This window comes from Pseudomonas serbica, assembly GCF_028823535.1.
Taxonomy (GTDB): domain Bacteria; phylum Pseudomonadota; class Gammaproteobacteria; order Pseudomonadales; family Pseudomonadaceae; genus Aquipseudomonas; species Aquipseudomonas serbica.
Map to the genome: position 1 here is coordinate 46597 of NZ_JAQIYM010000011.1, position 13306 is coordinate 59902.

General features: G+C 59.8%; 15 protein-coding genes. 11 read left to right on the forward strand and 4 right to left on the reverse strand.

From position 1 onward, the window contains the following. Window positions 1–78 precede the first annotated feature (78 nt). The 8 genes from NQL71_RS19035 to NQL71_RS19070 all read left to right on the forward strand — a co-directional run bounded on the left by NQL71_RS19035 (window position 79) and on the right by NQL71_RS19070 (window position 7759). On the forward strand, window positions 79–906 hold the full coding sequence (locus NQL71_RS19035; protein ID WP_046815975.1) for a substrate-binding periplasmic protein: 828 nt from the start codon (window positions 79–81) through the stop codon (window positions 904–906). A 9-nt stretch (window positions 907–915) separates the two neighbouring features. Further along, window positions 916–1272 carry a DUF4398 domain-containing protein gene (locus NQL71_RS19040; RefSeq protein WP_046815976.1) on the forward strand — a complete coding sequence of 119 codons (357 nt, stop codon included), beginning with the start codon at window positions 916–918 and terminating at the stop codon, window positions 1270–1272. After that, window positions 1269–2081 (forward strand): OmpA family protein, encoded by an 813-nt coding sequence (locus NQL71_RS19045; RefSeq protein WP_248686180.1) that lies wholly within the window; start codon window positions 1269–1271, stop codon window positions 2079–2081. Before NQL71_RS19040 ends, NQL71_RS19045 begins: the two co-directional genes overlap by 4 nt. A 202-nt stretch (window positions 2082–2283) precedes the next feature. After that, window positions 2284–3723 carry an aminotransferase-like domain-containing protein gene (locus NQL71_RS19050; RefSeq protein ID WP_020799971.1) on the forward strand — a complete coding sequence of 480 codons (1440 nt, stop codon included), beginning with the start codon at window positions 2284–2286 and terminating at the stop codon, window positions 3721–3723. A gap of 90 nt (window positions 3724–3813) precedes the next feature. Continuing rightward, window positions 3814–4287 (forward strand): hypothetical protein, encoded by a 474-nt coding sequence (locus NQL71_RS19055; protein WP_046815978.1) that lies wholly within the window; start codon window positions 3814–3816, stop codon window positions 4285–4287. 162 nt (window positions 4288–4449) lie between these two features. Further along, window positions 4450–4704, forward strand: coding sequence for a zinc/iron-chelating domain-containing protein (locus NQL71_RS19060; RefSeq protein ID WP_046815979.1), 255 nt, complete (start codon window positions 4450–4452; stop codon window positions 4702–4704). Between the two features lie 41 nt (window positions 4705–4745). Then, window positions 4746–5351, forward strand: a complete 606-nt coding sequence (locus NQL71_RS19065; protein WP_077185658.1) for an START domain-containing protein — start codon at window positions 4746–4748, stop codon at window positions 5349–5351. 308 nt (window positions 5352–5659) lie between these two features. Further along, the gene (locus tag NQL71_RS19070) at window positions 5660–7759 is read left to right on the forward strand and encodes an LTA synthase family protein (RefSeq protein WP_046815981.1); all 2100 of its coding nucleotides are present in this window, start codon (window positions 5660–5662) and stop codon (window positions 7757–7759) included. Window positions 7760–7818: 59 nt separating this feature from the next. On the opposite strand, the gene NQL71_RS19075 is transcribed toward NQL71_RS19070, so the two are convergent. Continuing rightward, window positions 7819–7971: a DUF3309 family protein gene (locus tag NQL71_RS19075; RefSeq protein ID WP_008060837.1), complete on the reverse strand. Its 153-nt coding sequence runs from the start codon at window positions 7969–7971 to the stop codon at window positions 7819–7821. A gap of 286 nt (window positions 7972–8257) precedes the next feature. Between NQL71_RS19075 and NQL71_RS19080 the strand changes: the two genes are divergently transcribed. The 3 genes from NQL71_RS19080 (at window position 8258) to csrA (ending at window position 9814) form a co-directional block, all read left to right on the forward strand. After that, window positions 8258–9073 carry an SDR family oxidoreductase gene (locus NQL71_RS19080; RefSeq protein WP_046815982.1) on the forward strand — a complete coding sequence of 272 codons (816 nt, stop codon included), beginning with the start codon at window positions 8258–8260 and terminating at the stop codon, window positions 9071–9073. A 64-nt stretch (window positions 9074–9137) separates the two neighbouring features. Beyond that, window positions 9138–9470, forward strand: a complete 333-nt coding sequence (locus NQL71_RS19085) for a YnfA family protein (protein ID WP_274643105.1) — start codon at window positions 9138–9140, stop codon at window positions 9468–9470. A 152-nt stretch (window positions 9471–9622) separates the two neighbouring features. Next, window positions 9623–9814 (forward strand): carbon storage regulator CsrA, encoded by a 192-nt coding sequence (gene csrA / locus NQL71_RS19090; RefSeq protein WP_046815984.1) that lies wholly within the window; start codon window positions 9623–9625, stop codon window positions 9812–9814. On the opposite strand, the gene NQL71_RS19095 is transcribed toward csrA, so the two are convergent. The 3 genes from NQL71_RS19095 to ngg all read right to left on the reverse strand — a co-directional run bounded on the left by NQL71_RS19095 (window position 9803) and on the right by ngg (window position 13304). Further along, window positions 9803–10030: a YheU family protein gene (locus NQL71_RS19095; protein ID WP_025212539.1), complete on the reverse strand. Its 228-nt coding sequence runs from the start codon at window positions 10028–10030 to the stop codon at window positions 9803–9805. The two genes, csrA and NQL71_RS19095, sit on opposite strands and share 12 nt — an antisense overlap. Window positions 10031–10209: 179 nt before the next feature. Next, on the reverse strand, window positions 10210–11400 hold the full coding sequence (locus NQL71_RS19100; RefSeq protein WP_046815985.1) for an osmoprotectant NAGGN system M42 family peptidase: 1191 nt from the start codon (window positions 11398–11400) through the stop codon (window positions 10210–10212). 155 nt (window positions 11401–11555) lie between these two features. Beyond that, window positions 11556–13304: an N-acetylglutaminylglutamine synthetase gene (gene ngg, locus NQL71_RS19105; protein WP_077185660.1), complete on the reverse strand. Its 1749-nt coding sequence runs from the start codon at window positions 13302–13304 to the stop codon at window positions 11556–11558. Between the last annotated feature and the right edge of the window lie 2 nt (window positions 13305–13306).

A 13306-nucleotide genomic window follows, 5' to 3' on the forward strand; every position in this document is an offset into this window, starting at 1 on the left:
TAAAGAGCCCGACCTTTTGGTCGGGCTTTTTTTTTAGTTTTTTTCTATGACATAACCGGGATCGAGGAGTGTATTGCCATGGATCTGCGCCTCGCGTGGAGCTTGCTCGGATGTGTGCTGTTGCCGGCACTGTCCAACGCCGCCGGCAAATGCGAACGCCTGGTGGTGACCGGCAGCCCGGATGCCCCACCCTACCTGTGGCAGGACCCGCAAAATCCCAAGCACCTGATCGGTGCCAGCGCCGACTTGCTGCAGCAGGTAGCGGGGCAGTTGGGGATCAAGGTCGACATTCTCTACGCCGGCAAACGTTCCCAGGCCCTGGATGAAGTACGCAGCGGGCGCATGGACATGCTGGCCGATGCCCCGTTGACGGTCAGCGAGCTGGAATCCCTGGATTACATTCATCCGCCGTTGCTGGTAAACGATTACCTGGTCTGGACCCGCAAGGATTCATTGCTGGTCTACAACGACGTCCAGGACCTGCACGGTCATTCCGGCGCTTTGTCGGAAAAGTCTCGATTGACCACGGAATTCGGCACTGTAGCCGAGCAGCAATTGACCCTCACGCGTACGCCAAACCTCACCCAGGCCTTTCAGAAACTGCTTTTGGGCGAGGTGGAATTTGTCTTGGCAGGGCGCTATTCCGGCATTGCAATGGCGCAGACCCTGGGCATGACCAACGACCTGGTCGCGCGCGAGCACCCGGTCGACAAACCCGGACTGTTCCTGGCGGTTTCCCACAACTCCGCCTGCAACGATCCGTGGTTACGCGGACAGCTGGCCAAAAAGATGACAGAATTGCCCGCGTCCGGACTGACGGAGGTCGTGCTGTTGCGCAATATCGAGCGCTGGAACGCTCAACTTTCTCAACGGCAGAAACAACCTGTCAGTGCCCCAAAACAGTAAGGATTTTTAGTGAGTATCCGACCCCTTTTCGCTGCCCTGGCCCTTCTGGCCCTGGCGGGTTGTGCAGCCGATCCGGCGCCTAATGAACAAATGCGCCTGACCGAACAGGCACTCGAACAAGCGAAGGCCGTGGGCGCCACTGCCGACGAAGTGCCGGAAATGAAACTGGCTGAAGACAAGTTCAACCGGGCCAAGGGCAGCATGGCCGACCAGTCTTTCAGGAATGCGCGGATGCGCTCTGAACAGGCCGAGCTGGACGCGCGCCTGGCAGAGGCCCGCGTCCTGACCCTCAAGAGTGAAGAGCAACTGAACGTGCTCAATACCCGCATAGCCCGCCTGCACAAGCAGTTGGGAGATGCCCAATGAGCCTCAAGTGCAATATTCTCGGCTGCTTGATCCTGGCCGGTACCGCGAGCCTTGTTGGCTGTGCCGGACAGCAAAGCGAAGTGGCACTGCAGCAGGCTGGCGCCGACTTCCAGAAGGTCAAGGAAGACTCCAACGTGCTGCGCATCGCCCCCAAGGACGTGATTCGCGCCGGTGAGTCCCTTGCCCGCGCCGACCGGTTGTCCAGCTACTGGGGCAGCGGTTCGGACGTGGTGCATTACGCCTACCTGAGCAAGCGCTATAGCGAAATCGCTCGCGAGCACACCAACCAGGTGCTCAACGAAGAGCGCGCAGCGAAGCTCGAACTGGAGCGTCAACGCCTGCAACTGGCATTGCGTGAATCCAAGCTGTTCAGCGTGCAGCAGCAAGGCAAGTTGCTCGAAGAACAGATTGTCGCGTTGGCGACCACCCAGACCGATCGTGGCCTGGTGATGACCCTGGGCGATGTGCTGTTCGACACTGGCGAAGCGGAGTTGAAAAACTCGGCCAACCGCGTGGTGCTCAAGATCGTGCAGTTCCTGCAGCTCAACCCCAAGCGCGTGGTGCGGATCGAGGGCTACACCGACAGTACCGGTGGTAAACAGGACAACCTCAAGCTGTCACGGGACCGCGCGCAGTCGGTGGCTGACGTCTTGATGGACCTGGGTATCGACGACAAGCGCATCAAGGTTGAAGGTTACGGCGATGAATACCCTGTGGACGTGAACGCCACCGAGCGTGGGCGTGCGCAGAACCGTCGAGTGGAAATCGTGTTTTCCGACGAGAAAGGCCAGTTGGGCGCGGCCCGCTAAAGGGCGGCGTCTCTGGAAAGCCCGGCCTGCCAGACAGCGCCGGGTTTTTTTTCGCCTGCCGATTACCGCACAAAACAGTACAGTTCTTGCTGACACTGCACTGTACTGTCGACTATTGTGGCAACTGTCCCCGTACACTTCTAAACTGTTCCGGTATTGTTTCACACAAGAATAAAATGCCCGTGAAATCGAGTGCTGCGTCATGACTAATCTCTTGCTCTACCAACGTATTGCTCAGCAACTGGCCGAAGACATCCGCCGTGGTGTCTATCAACCGGGAGAGCGCGTGCCTTCGGTGCGCAAGATGAGTTCGCAGCTCAACGTCAGCCATGCCACGGTGCTGCAGGCGTATGCCAATCTAGAGGATCAGGGTCTGATCCGTGCGCGGCCGCAATCCGGTTACTACGTGCACCAGACCCCGGCGCTGACTGCGCCGACCCCGGACATCGCCCGGGTCGAACGACCAGGCCTGGTCACCCGCAGCAGCATCATCCAGCAGGTATTGGTCGAATCCCGTCGCGAAGGTGTTTTCCCCCTGGGCGCCGCGGTGCCCAGCGTCGACTATTTGCCGGTGCGGGCGCTGCACCAGCAATTGGCAAAAGTCACCCGGTTCCATAGCCCGCGGGCTTTCAGCTACATGTTCAGCCCCGGTTTCGAACCCTTGCGCCGACAGGTGGCGATCCGCATGCGCGATGCCGGCGTGGTGGTCGACCCCTCGGAAGTGGTGATCACCCACGGCTGTGTCGACGCCTTGCAGATGTCGCTGCGAGTACTGACCCGGCCCGGTGACCTGATTGCGGCCGAGTCGCCGACCTACTACGGTTTGCTGCAGCTGGCCGATCTGCTGGGTCTCAAGGTCATTGAAATTCCCAGCGACCCGTCCACCGGCATGAGCCTCGAAGCGTTGCAATTGGCGGCCAACCAGTGGTCGATCAAGGCGCTGGTGTTGACCACTCGTCTTAGTAATCCGTTAGGCGGCACCATGCCCGAGGAGCGGCAGAAGCAGCTGCTGCGCCTGGCGTCGGACTTCGATATCCAGATAGTCGAGGACGATATCTACGGCGAGCTTATGTTTGAACAGGGCCGCACCAAGTCGCTCAAGGCCTATGACCGCCTGGATCGGGTGATCTATTGCTCCAGTTTCTCCAAGACCCTGTCGCCGGGGGTGCGGATCGGCTGGATGATTGCCGGCAAGTATCAGCAGGAGATCCAGCGCCTGCAGACCTTCAGTACCCATTCAGCCTGCAGCGTCACGCAGATGGGCATTGCCGCCTATCTGGAAAACGGTGGTTACGACCGCCATTTGCGTTACATCCGCCAGGAGTACCGCAAGAACCTCAGCGCTTTCCAGCTGGCGGTGCAGCAGTATTTCCCCGAGGGCACGCAAATGACCCGGCCGACCGGCGGGTTCATTTTGTGGGTGAGCCTGCCGGGACGGGTCAACACCCAGGAACTGCATGTGCGAGCGTTGCAGCAGGGCATCAGCATCGCGCCGGGGCTGATTTTCAGTAACACCGAGCAGTTCAATCACTGCATCCGGCTCAATTGCGGCATCCCGTGGAACCGCGAAGCCGAACGTGCGTTGATGACCCTGGGCATGCTTGCCACCCAGCTCTGCCAGGAAATGGCCGGCGGCTTTTGAGCGGGCGGTTTCGGTCCGTGCTTGTCAAGGGGGGCGCAAAAGGCCAGCATCTACACTTCTGTCATCTACGCCGTTTGCATCGTTGGGTACATGAAGCCGATTTTTCCTGCCGTTTGGCTGTTGATCTGCCTTTTAACGAGTGTTTATCCCGCGTCCGTGATGGCCGAATCCGGGCAGGGAAAACCCGCCGCGAGCGATGCCCGGGTTACCCCGAAAAAAACCGCACCTGCGAATAAGACCGCACCGGTCAAAAAGACCGCCGCGGTCAAAAAACGCCCACCTATTGCCGCCAAGTCAAAACCGGCCAGCGAGGTGGTGAAAACCCCGGTACCTACAGCCGACCTGGACTTGAGTCTGCCCAAGGACATGGTCGAAGAGCTGAAACCGCTCGGCATGGTGCCATTGCCCAAGCGCGAACCGGTGTTGCCGCAGATGTTCGGGGACAAAAGTCATCAGTTCCAGCTCAACGGCCGGCTGATCAATAACGAAATGCAGTTGCAACTACGTAACGAAGATCGCCGTGAAGTCGAAGGCGCGGCGCTGGAATTCGAATTCAAGCGCTGAATCCTGCTTTTGCATGCCCGCCAGCCAGACGCTGTCGGAGACTGCCCGGTCAAGCCCGCTTGCGCGTAAAAACCCGAGGGCCAGTAATTTAAAACAACTGTTTTAGCGGTTACTCTGTGCCCCGTCTTTTAACACATCGCTCGTCGCGAGGAGCTTTTCGTCATGAAATGCCGTGAGGGCTGTGGCGCCTGCTGCATTGCCCCTTCCATCAGTTCACCGATTCCCGGTATGCCCAATGGCAAGGCCGCCGGGGAACGTTGCCTGCAACTGTCTGCCGAGAACCTGTGCAATATTTTCGGTAAGCCTGAGCGCCCGGCGGTGTGTTCGGCGTTCGAGGCTGACGTCGAGGTGTGTGGCAGCAGCAGCGAGGAGGCGATTCGGTTGATTGGCTGGTGGGAGCAGATGACGGCAGCGTGATGTGTTCGACGAACGGAACTTAAACAATAAGGAATAAAATCATGGGTTCGCTGCATCGTATGGCTGTGTTGTGTGGTTTGACGGCGGTTTTGGTCACTTCGGTCGCCCAGGCCGAAGACTGGAAGGACGCCAGGAATGAAGACGGCATCAAGATATCCCTGAGTGACGTGGCCGGTTCCGACTACAAGGCCTATCAGGGTGTCGCCCTGATGAAGACCACCGTGGCCAAGCTGCGGGCGCTGCAGGAAGACGTGGTCGGCGCCTGCGCCTGGATTCACGAGTGCAAGACCCAGAAGCTGCTCAAGCACGAAGGCAACCAGACCTGGACCTACACCCAGTTCAATACGCCATGGCCGGTCACGCCACGTGATTCGGTGCTGCATGTCACCACCACAGAAGGTGCCGATGGCAGCCTGACCCGCAAGCTCGAGGGCGTACCGAAATACCTGCCTGAAGAAAAAGGCTTTGTCCGGGTCGCCAAGGTCGACGGTTTCTGGAAATTCGTACCCAAGGGCGATCAGGTTGAAGTGACCTACCAGGTACATACCGAGCCGGGTGGCAGCGTGCCGTCGATGGTGGCCAACAAATTTGTGGTGGATGCCCCGTTCAATACGTTGAAGGCTTTGAAGGCGCGCGCCGAAAAGTAAGCCCGATCAAAAGATCGCAGCCTCTGCAGGAGGTGTCGAAGGCTGCGATCTTTGGCCTTGCCCCCCAAACCGCCATCAAAGCCTGAAAACCTTTATTGTGTTTCCAGATATGCTTTGCACAGAATTTTCACAACACCTCCAAGACAATTCGCCCGCGCCGCCATCGACGAACAGTAATCAATGGCAATGCCGCGATTGATCGTGCAACATTTGCGCACCGCGCAAACCCCAGGCCGAGTACTGGCCAACAGAGGGCAGGGCGCAGCTGTATTTTCGAAACTTCAACTTCCAATGGGTCCTAAAACGACATGGCAATCCCGGACGCCCTGAGTCAGAAGCGAGCATCGAGTCGCTTGCTGCAACCGACCGTCAAATCGCATCTGGCCTACACGCTGTTGTGCGCTCTGGTCATGATGGTGATGTTTTCCGCGCTGCGCCTCGCGCTGCTGGTCTACAACCGCGAAATGATCCTCGATACACCGGCCGCGACCTTTTTCGAAGCCTTCGCCAATGGCTTGCGTTTCGACCTGCGCCTGGTGGTCTACCTCAGCATACCGCTGATACTGGCGCTGTTCGGTGCCCGTGCCATGGCGGCGCGGGGAATCTTCCGCTTCTGGCTGACAGTGACTTCCAGTATCGCGCTGTTCCTGGGCCTGATGGAGATGGACTTCTACCGTGAATTCCACCAGCGCCTCAACGGTCTGGTCTTCCAGTATGTGAAGGAAGACCCGAAAACCGTGATGAGCATGCTCTGGTACGGTTTTCCGGTGGTTCGCTACCTGCTGGCATGGGCTTTAGGCACCTGGATCCTGAGCCTGGCGTTCAAGGGCGCCGATCGTGCCACGCGTCCTCGTGGGCCTTTCAGCGGCGGCAGCATCAGCACCCGTCAGGTTGCCCCCTGGTATACGCGCACCGCGGTATTCGTGGTGTGCCTGCTGATCTGCGTGGTCGCCGCTCGCGGCACCTTGCGTCAAGGTCCGCCAATGCGTTGGGGTGATGTCTACACCACCGATTCGAACTTCGCCAACCAGTTGGGTCTCAACGGCACCCTGTCCCTGGTGGCGGCGGCGAAGAGCCGGATGTCCGAAGATCGCGATAACATCTGGAAAGCCACGTTGCCGCAACCGATGGCGCAGCAGACCGTGCGTGACCTGCTGGTGATGAAGGACGACAAACTGGTGGATGCCGAGACCGCCGCCGTACGTCGCGACTACATGCCGCCAGCGGACAAGACCCTGCCGATCAAGAACGTCGTCGTGATCCTGATGGAAAGCATGGCCGGTCACTCTGTGGGTGCACTCGGCGGGCCGGGCAACATCACGCCGTACCTCGACAAACTGTCGAAGGAAGGCCTGCTGTTCGACCGTTTCTTCTCCAACGGTACCCATACCCACCAGGGCATGTTCGCCACCATGGCCTGCTTCCCGAACCTGCCGGGTTTCGAATACCTGATGCAGACCCCGGAGGGCAGCCACAAACTGTCCGGCCTGCCGCAGTTGCTCAGCGCGCGTGACTACGACGATGTGTATGTCTACAACGGCGATTTCGCCTGGGATAACCAGTCGGGTTTCTTCAGTAACCAGGGCATGACCAATTTCATCGGTCGTAACGACTTCGTTAACCCGGTGTTCTCCGATCCGACCTGGGGCGTGTCCGACCAGGACATGTTCGATCGCGGTCTGGTGGAACTCAAGGCTCGCGATGGCAAGGACAAGAAGCCTTTCTATGCCTTGCTGCAAACCCTGTCCAACCACACCCCGTACGCCCTGCCGAGCCCATTGCCGGTTGAACGTGTGACCGACCGCGGCAGCCTGAACGAACATTTGACGGCCATGCGCTACTCGGACTGGGCCCTGGGCCAGTTCTTTGAAAAGGCGCGCAAGGAGCCGTACTTCAAGGAGACCCTGTTTGTCATCGTCGGCGACCACGGTTTCGGCAACGAGCGCCAGATCACCGAAATGGACCTGGGCCGCTTCAACGTGCCGATGCTGATGATCGCACCGGGCATCCAGGAAAAATTCGGCACCCTCGACCACACCGTGGGCACCCAGGTCGACATCGTGCCGACCATCATGGGCCGCATCGGTGGCGAAGTACGTCATCAGTGCTGGGGCCGCGACTTGCTCAACCTGCCTGAAGGCGATACCGGTTTTGGCGTGATCAAGCCATCGGGCAGCGAGCAGACCACCGCGATCATCACCGCCGACCAGATCCTGGTCTTGCCGAGAGACAAGGACATGGCACCGAAGATGTACCAGTACCAACTGGGCGCTACGCCAAGTGCCGTGGTCGTTGCGAATGCTCCGCGCACCGCCGAGCTTAAAACCAAGCTCGAAGCGTTCCTGCAAACGGCGACCAAGAGCCTGATTGATAACACCGCCGGTGTAGTCGACGGCAAGCCGGACTAAACAGTGCTGCAATAGAAAGAGGCCCTTTTTAAGGGCCTCTTTTTTTATCGGTCAGAACTTCATATCTTGCCGAGCAACAACAGGATGAGTATCACCACCAACACCACGCCGATGATACCGGACGGGCCATAACCCCAACTTCTGGAGTGTGGGAAGACCGGTAGACCACCGATCAGTAACAGGATCAAAATGATCAGAAGAATTGTGCCCATGTCTGTTTCCTTGCTGTAAGTATTCAGGAATGACCTAGCCGTTCAACAGTCAGCGGGAATGTCATTAATTCGAGCTGCTTAAAAAATCCGACCGCGACGCAAGGCATAAAATTCCAAGTTTTTTTGCAGTTTTTAGAGCGATGGCCTATTCCGGCCGCTGTTGCGTTAGTTGATGAGCCGTGTCTGCGGTTTGCCCGGGGCATTCAGCAATCTGATAGAGCGTGGGTAGGCCGATAGCCTTCGCTACACTCGACGCATCTTCCCCGGAACAACAAGGCTGTTTGCTATGCAAAATCGCATGATGATCACTGGCGCAGGCTCAGGCCTGGGTCGCGAAATCGCGCTGCGCTGGGCGCGCGAAGGCTGGCAGCTGGCCTTGTCGGACGTCAGTGAGCCTGGCCTGCAGGAAACCCTGAAGCTGGTGCGAGAGGCTGGTGGTGACGGGTTTATCCAGCGTTGTGACGTACGCGACTACAGTCAACTGACCGCGTTCGCCCAGGCTTGCGAAGTCAAGTTCGGCGGCATCGACGTCATCGTCAACAACGCTGGCGTGGCGTCGGGCGGGTTCTTCAGCGAGCTGTCCCTGGAAGACTGGGACTGGCAGATCGCAATCAATCTCATGGGCGTGGTCAAGGGCTGCAAGGCTTTCCTGCCGTTGCTGGAGAAGAGCAAGGGCAAGATTATCAACATCGCGTCGATGGCGGCGCTGATGCAGGGCCCGGCCATGAGCAACTACAACGTGGCCAAGGCCGGCGTGGTGGCGTTATCCGAAAGCCTGCTGATTGAACTCGCGCATCAGGAAGTCGGCGTGCATGTGGTGTGCCCGTCGTTCTTCCAGACCAATCTGCTGGACTCCTTCCGTGGCCCGACCCCGGCCATGAAAGCCCAGGTCGGCAAGTTGCTGGAAAGCTCGCCCATCAGTGCTGCCGATATTGCCGACTATATCTACCAGCAGGTCGCCGCTGGCGAGTTCATGATCCTGCCCCACGAACAGGGTCGTCTGGCCTGGGCGCTCAAGCAGAAGAACCCGCAACTGCTCTACAACGAAATGACCCAGATGGCCGACAAGATGCGCGCCAAGGCCAAACAATCCGCTAGCTGAACTTGCCTGCTCCGAACAGCCTCGTTAGGGTGGCCGCCATCGGCCAACCTCGCGAGACCTTCCCATGCTCAATTACCTGTGGTTTTTCCTCGCCGCGCTGTTTGAAATTGCTGGCTGCTTTGCCTTCTGGATGTGGTTGCGTCAGGGCAAAAGTGCCTGGTGGGTACTGCCGGCGCTACTGAGCCTGACGTTGTTCGCGTTGCTGCTGACGCGAATAGAGGCGACTTATGCAGGCCGTGCCTATGCCGCCTACGGCGGTATCTACATCATTGCTTCAATTGCCTGGCTGGCGGTGGTCGAGCGGATTCGTCCACTGGACTCCGACTGGCTTGGCGTAGCCCTGTGCGTGATAGGTGCAAGCATCATCCTGTTCGGCCCGCGCTTCTCGGCGTCCTGACGAATCGGCCTTTGTTTGAAGCGTTTGTCAGGCATTTCCTTCAGCAAGGCAGGCCTGTGGTTGTAGGTTTGGTCTGGTTTACCGCGGCTGTCTTGTAGGCCCGGGGTGCACCGGGCATCTTCAAGGTCCGGTAACCCTGAAGGACCACAGCCATGCTTGTACTCAGTCGCGTAGTCGGCGAATTGATTTCCATCGGCGACACCATTTCGGTGCGCATCATTGCCGTCAATGGCGGCCATGTCCGCTTCGGCATTGAAGCCCCTAACCATGTCAGCGTGCACCGTTCGGAGATCTACGAGCGCATCCAGCGCAAGCTGGCTCAAAACAAAAAATCAGTCGAATAGATGCTTGGGCACGTCATGCTTGAGCATCAGCTGGCATTGCTCGCTGTCCGGATCGAAGACAATCAGGGCCTGGCCCTTGGTCAATGCCTGGCGAACCCTCAATACACGGGTTTCCAGCGGTGTGTCATCGCCATTGTCGGTACCGTCGCGGGTCACGAAATCCTCGATCAGGCGGGTCAGGGTATCGACTTCAAGTTGGTCGTGGGGAATCAGCATAGGCACCTCGGTCAAATCAATGACGCGATGCTACGGTGAATCACCGGGCGGGGCTAGCCTGGGGGCTGCGTTGTCGGTCTGACGTCATCGCCATCAGGCTGGCTCTCACAGTTGAGTGCACAACCCTGCGGGCGCCAGCCTGATGGTGATGACGGTAGACCGGTCAGCGAAATACCGGCTTAGCTATTGTTGCGTTGGCCTACGAGGCTATCCACCGATGGCACCCGCGTATCGCTTTCCATCTGCGTTTCGTGTTCGATCTGGTGACTGAACCGGTCCAGCGAGCCCTTGGCCGGCTGCGCGTCGCTGGCGAACACCGGTGGGCTGAGGATATAGGCGCCGAGCAGGCGACTGAGGGCGGCGAGGCTGTCGATGTGGGTGCGTTCGTAGCCGTGGGTGGCATCGCAGCCAAAGGCGAGCAGGGCGGTGCGGATGTCATGGCCGGCGGTGACCGCCGAGTGCGCGTCGCTGAAGTAGTAGCGGAACAAGTCGCGGCGGACCGGCAGCTCGTTGTCACTGGCCAGGCGTAGCAGGTGCCGCGACAAGTGATAGTCGTACGGCCCGCCGGAATCCTGCATCGCAATGCTTACCGCGTGCTCGCTGGAGTGCTGGCCGGGCGCGACGGGCGCAATGTCGATACCGACGAATTCACTGACGTCCCACGGTAGCGCCGCCGCGGCACCACTGCCGGTTTCCTCGGTGATGGTGAACAGCGGATGACAATCGATCGCCAGCTCTTCGCCACTGTCGACGATGGCTTTCAACGCGGCCAGCAAGGCCGCGACGCCGGCCTTGTCGTCCAGGTGACGGGCGCTGATGTGGCCGCTCTCGGTGAACTCCGGCAGCGGGTCGAAGGCGACGAAATCGCCGACGCTGATGCCCAGGGAATCGCAATCGGCGCGGGTGGCGCAATAGGCATCCAGGCGCAGTTCGATGTGATCCCAACTGATTGGCATTTCATCCACGGCAGTATTGAACGCGTGCCCGGAGGCCATCAAGGGCAACACGCTGCCGCGGATCACGCCATTGTCGGTAAACAGGCTCACGCGGCTGCCTTCGGCAAAGCGGCTGGACCAGCAACCCACGGGGGCGAGCGTCAGGCGGCCGTTGTCCTTGATGGCGCGCACGGCGGCGCCAATGGTGTCCAGGTGGGCGGAGACGGCGCGGTCGGGGCTGTTTTTCTTACCCTTGAGGGTGGCGCGGATGGTGCCGCGGCGTGTCATCTCGAAGGGAATGCCCAGCTCTTCGAGGCGTTCGGCGACATAGCGCACGATGGTGTCGGTAAAGCCGGTGGGGCTGGGAATGGCGAGCATTTCCAGCAGGACTTTTTGCAGGTAGGTCAGGTCCGGTTCCGGGTATTGGCGGGTCATGGAAACTCCTGATGAGTTGAGGCCATCGATGGTTTCGATGAGGTTTTTTTGTGGCCTGTCAGGCCGTCTTCGCTGGCAAGCCAGCTCCTACAGGTCAAACAAAAAACCTTGTGGGAGCTGGCTTGCCAGCGAAAGCGGCCGTCCAGCCACCACAATTAAGAAACGGCCGGCTGACTGTGCGGAAACAACAGGTCCACAAACCGCTCAGCCGTCGGCTGCGGTTCATGATTGGCCAGCCCGGCGCGCTCGTTGGCTTCGATGAATACGTACTCCGGTTGGTCGGCGGCAGACACCATCAGGTCGAGGCCGACCATGGCAATATCCAGCGCCCGCGCCGCGCGCACGGCGGCGTCCACCAGGGTGGGATGCAGGATCGCGGTGACGTCCTCGAGAATCCCGCCTGTATGAAGATTCGCAGTACGCCGTACGAACAAATGCTCGCCCGCCGGCAGAATACTGTCGAAGTCGTAACCCGCTGCCTGCACGGTACGCTCGGTCTCATGATCCAGCGGTATCTTGCTTTCGCCGCTCGTAGCCGCCTGCCGCCGCCGACTCTGGGCTTCGATCAGCGCGCCGATGGAGTGCTGGCCATCGCCCACCACCTCCGCCGGCCGACGGATCGCCGCAGCCACCACTTCAAAGCCGATCACCAGAATCCGCAGGTCCAGGCCTTCGTGGAAGCTTTCCAACAGCACTCGAGTGTCGAATTGGCGGGCCGCGTCGATGGCTTGCTGGACCTCCTCGATCGTTTGCAGATCCACTGCCACCCCTTGGCCTTGTTCACCGTCCAGCGGTTTGACCACCACTCGATGGTGTTCGTCGAGAAACGCCAGGTTGTCATCGGCGTTACCCGCCAGTTGCTGCGCCGGCAGGTTCAGGCCAGCGGCCGTAAGCACTTTATGGGTCAGGCTTTTGTCCTGGCACAGGCTCATGCTGATGGCGCTGGTCAGGTCGCTGAGGGACTCGCGACAGCGTACCCGGCGGCCACCATGGCTGAGGGTGAACATGCCGGCTTCGGCATCATCGACCTGGACATCGATGCCGCGCCGGTGCGCTTCTTCGACGATGATCCGCGCGTACGGATTGAACGCCGCTTCAGGACCCGGACCAAGGAACAGTGACTGGTTGATACCGTTCTTGCGCTTGATGGCGAACGTCGAGAGGTTGCGAAAGCCGAGCTTGGCGTAGAGATTTTTCGCCTGGCGGTTGTCGTGCAGTACGGACAGATCGAGGTAGCTCAACCCGCGACTCATGAAGTGTTCAATCAAATGCCGCACCAGCACCTCACCGACACCGGGCCGCGAACAGCGCGGATCGACCGCCAGGCACCACAGGCTGCTGCCGTTTTCCGGATCGTTGAAGGCCTTGTGATGATTGAGGCCCATGACGCTGCCGATGATCGCGCCGCTGTCTTCGTCTTCCGCCAGCCAATACACCGGACCGCCCTGGTGCATGGGGGTCAGCCGGCGGGCATCGATCGGCAGCATGCCGCGTGCGTGGTAAAGCTGATTGATGGCGTCCCAGTCTGCTTCGCTCTGGGCACGGCGAATGCGAAAACCGCGAAACACCCGGGTGGCCTGGCGGTAATCGCTGAACCACAGGCGCAAGGTATCGGACGGATCGAGGAACAGCTGAGCGGGTTCCAGCCCCAGTACCTGCTGGGGCGCGGCGACGTAGAGAGCGATATCCCGTTCGCCTGGCTGCTCCTTGAGCAGCTCCCGGGCGAGGCTGGCGGCGTCGGCGAAGGTGTGCCCGATCAGCAGGCGGCCCCAGCCGCAATGCACGGCAATGGGCTCGGCGCCCAGGCTGCTGCCGTCTTCGGCCAGGCGCGCCTGCAAACGTTCGTAGGAGGGCGCCTGACCGCGCAACAAGCGCTGGCTGATGGCCGTAGCGTGAGGTTTCATCG

Coding starts and splice junctions, on each gene's coding strand:
- NQL71_RS19035 (WP_046815975.1), top strand. CDS start 79: ATGGATCTGCGCCTCGCGTGGAGCTTGCTCGGATGTGTGCTGTTGCCG.
- NQL71_RS19080 (WP_046815982.1), top strand. CDS start 8,258: ATGCAAAATCGCATGATGATCACTGGCGCAGGCTCAGGCCTGGGTCGC.
- NQL71_RS19070 (WP_046815981.1), top strand. CDS start 5,660: ATGGCAATCCCGGACGCCCTGAGTCAGAAGCGAGCATCGAGTCGCTTG.
- NQL71_RS19095 (WP_025212539.1), bottom strand. CDS start 10,030: ATGCTGATTCCCCACGACCAACTTGAAGTCGATACCCTGACCCGCCTG.
- NQL71_RS19075 (WP_008060837.1), bottom strand. CDS start 7,971: ATGGGCACAATTCTTCTGATCATTTTGATCCTGTTACTGATCGGTGGT.
- NQL71_RS19045 (WP_248686180.1), top strand. CDS start 1,269: ATGAGCCTCAAGTGCAATATTCTCGGCTGCTTGATCCTGGCCGGTACC.
- NQL71_RS19060 (WP_046815979.1), top strand. CDS start 4,450: ATGAAATGCCGTGAGGGCTGTGGCGCCTGCTGCATTGCCCCTTCCATC.
- NQL71_RS19065 (WP_077185658.1), top strand. CDS start 4,746: ATGGGTTCGCTGCATCGTATGGCTGTGTTGTGTGGTTTGACGGCGGTT.
- csrA (WP_046815984.1), top strand. CDS start 9,623: ATGCTTGTACTCAGTCGCGTAGTCGGCGAATTGATTTCCATCGGCGAC.
- NQL71_RS19055 (WP_046815978.1), top strand. CDS start 3,814: ATGAAGCCGATTTTTCCTGCCGTTTGGCTGTTGATCTGCCTTTTAACG.
- NQL71_RS19085 (WP_274643105.1), top strand. CDS start 9,138: ATGCTCAATTACCTGTGGTTTTTCCTCGCCGCGCTGTTTGAAATTGCT.
- NQL71_RS19100 (WP_046815985.1), bottom strand. CDS start 11,400: ATGACCCGCCAATACCCGGAACCGGACCTGACCTACCTGCAAAAAGTC.
- NQL71_RS19050 (WP_020799971.1), top strand. CDS start 2,284: ATGACTAATCTCTTGCTCTACCAACGTATTGCTCAGCAACTGGCCGAA.
- ngg (WP_077185660.1), bottom strand. CDS start 13,304: ATGAAACCTCACGCTACGGCCATCAGCCAGCGCTTGTTGCGCGGTCAG.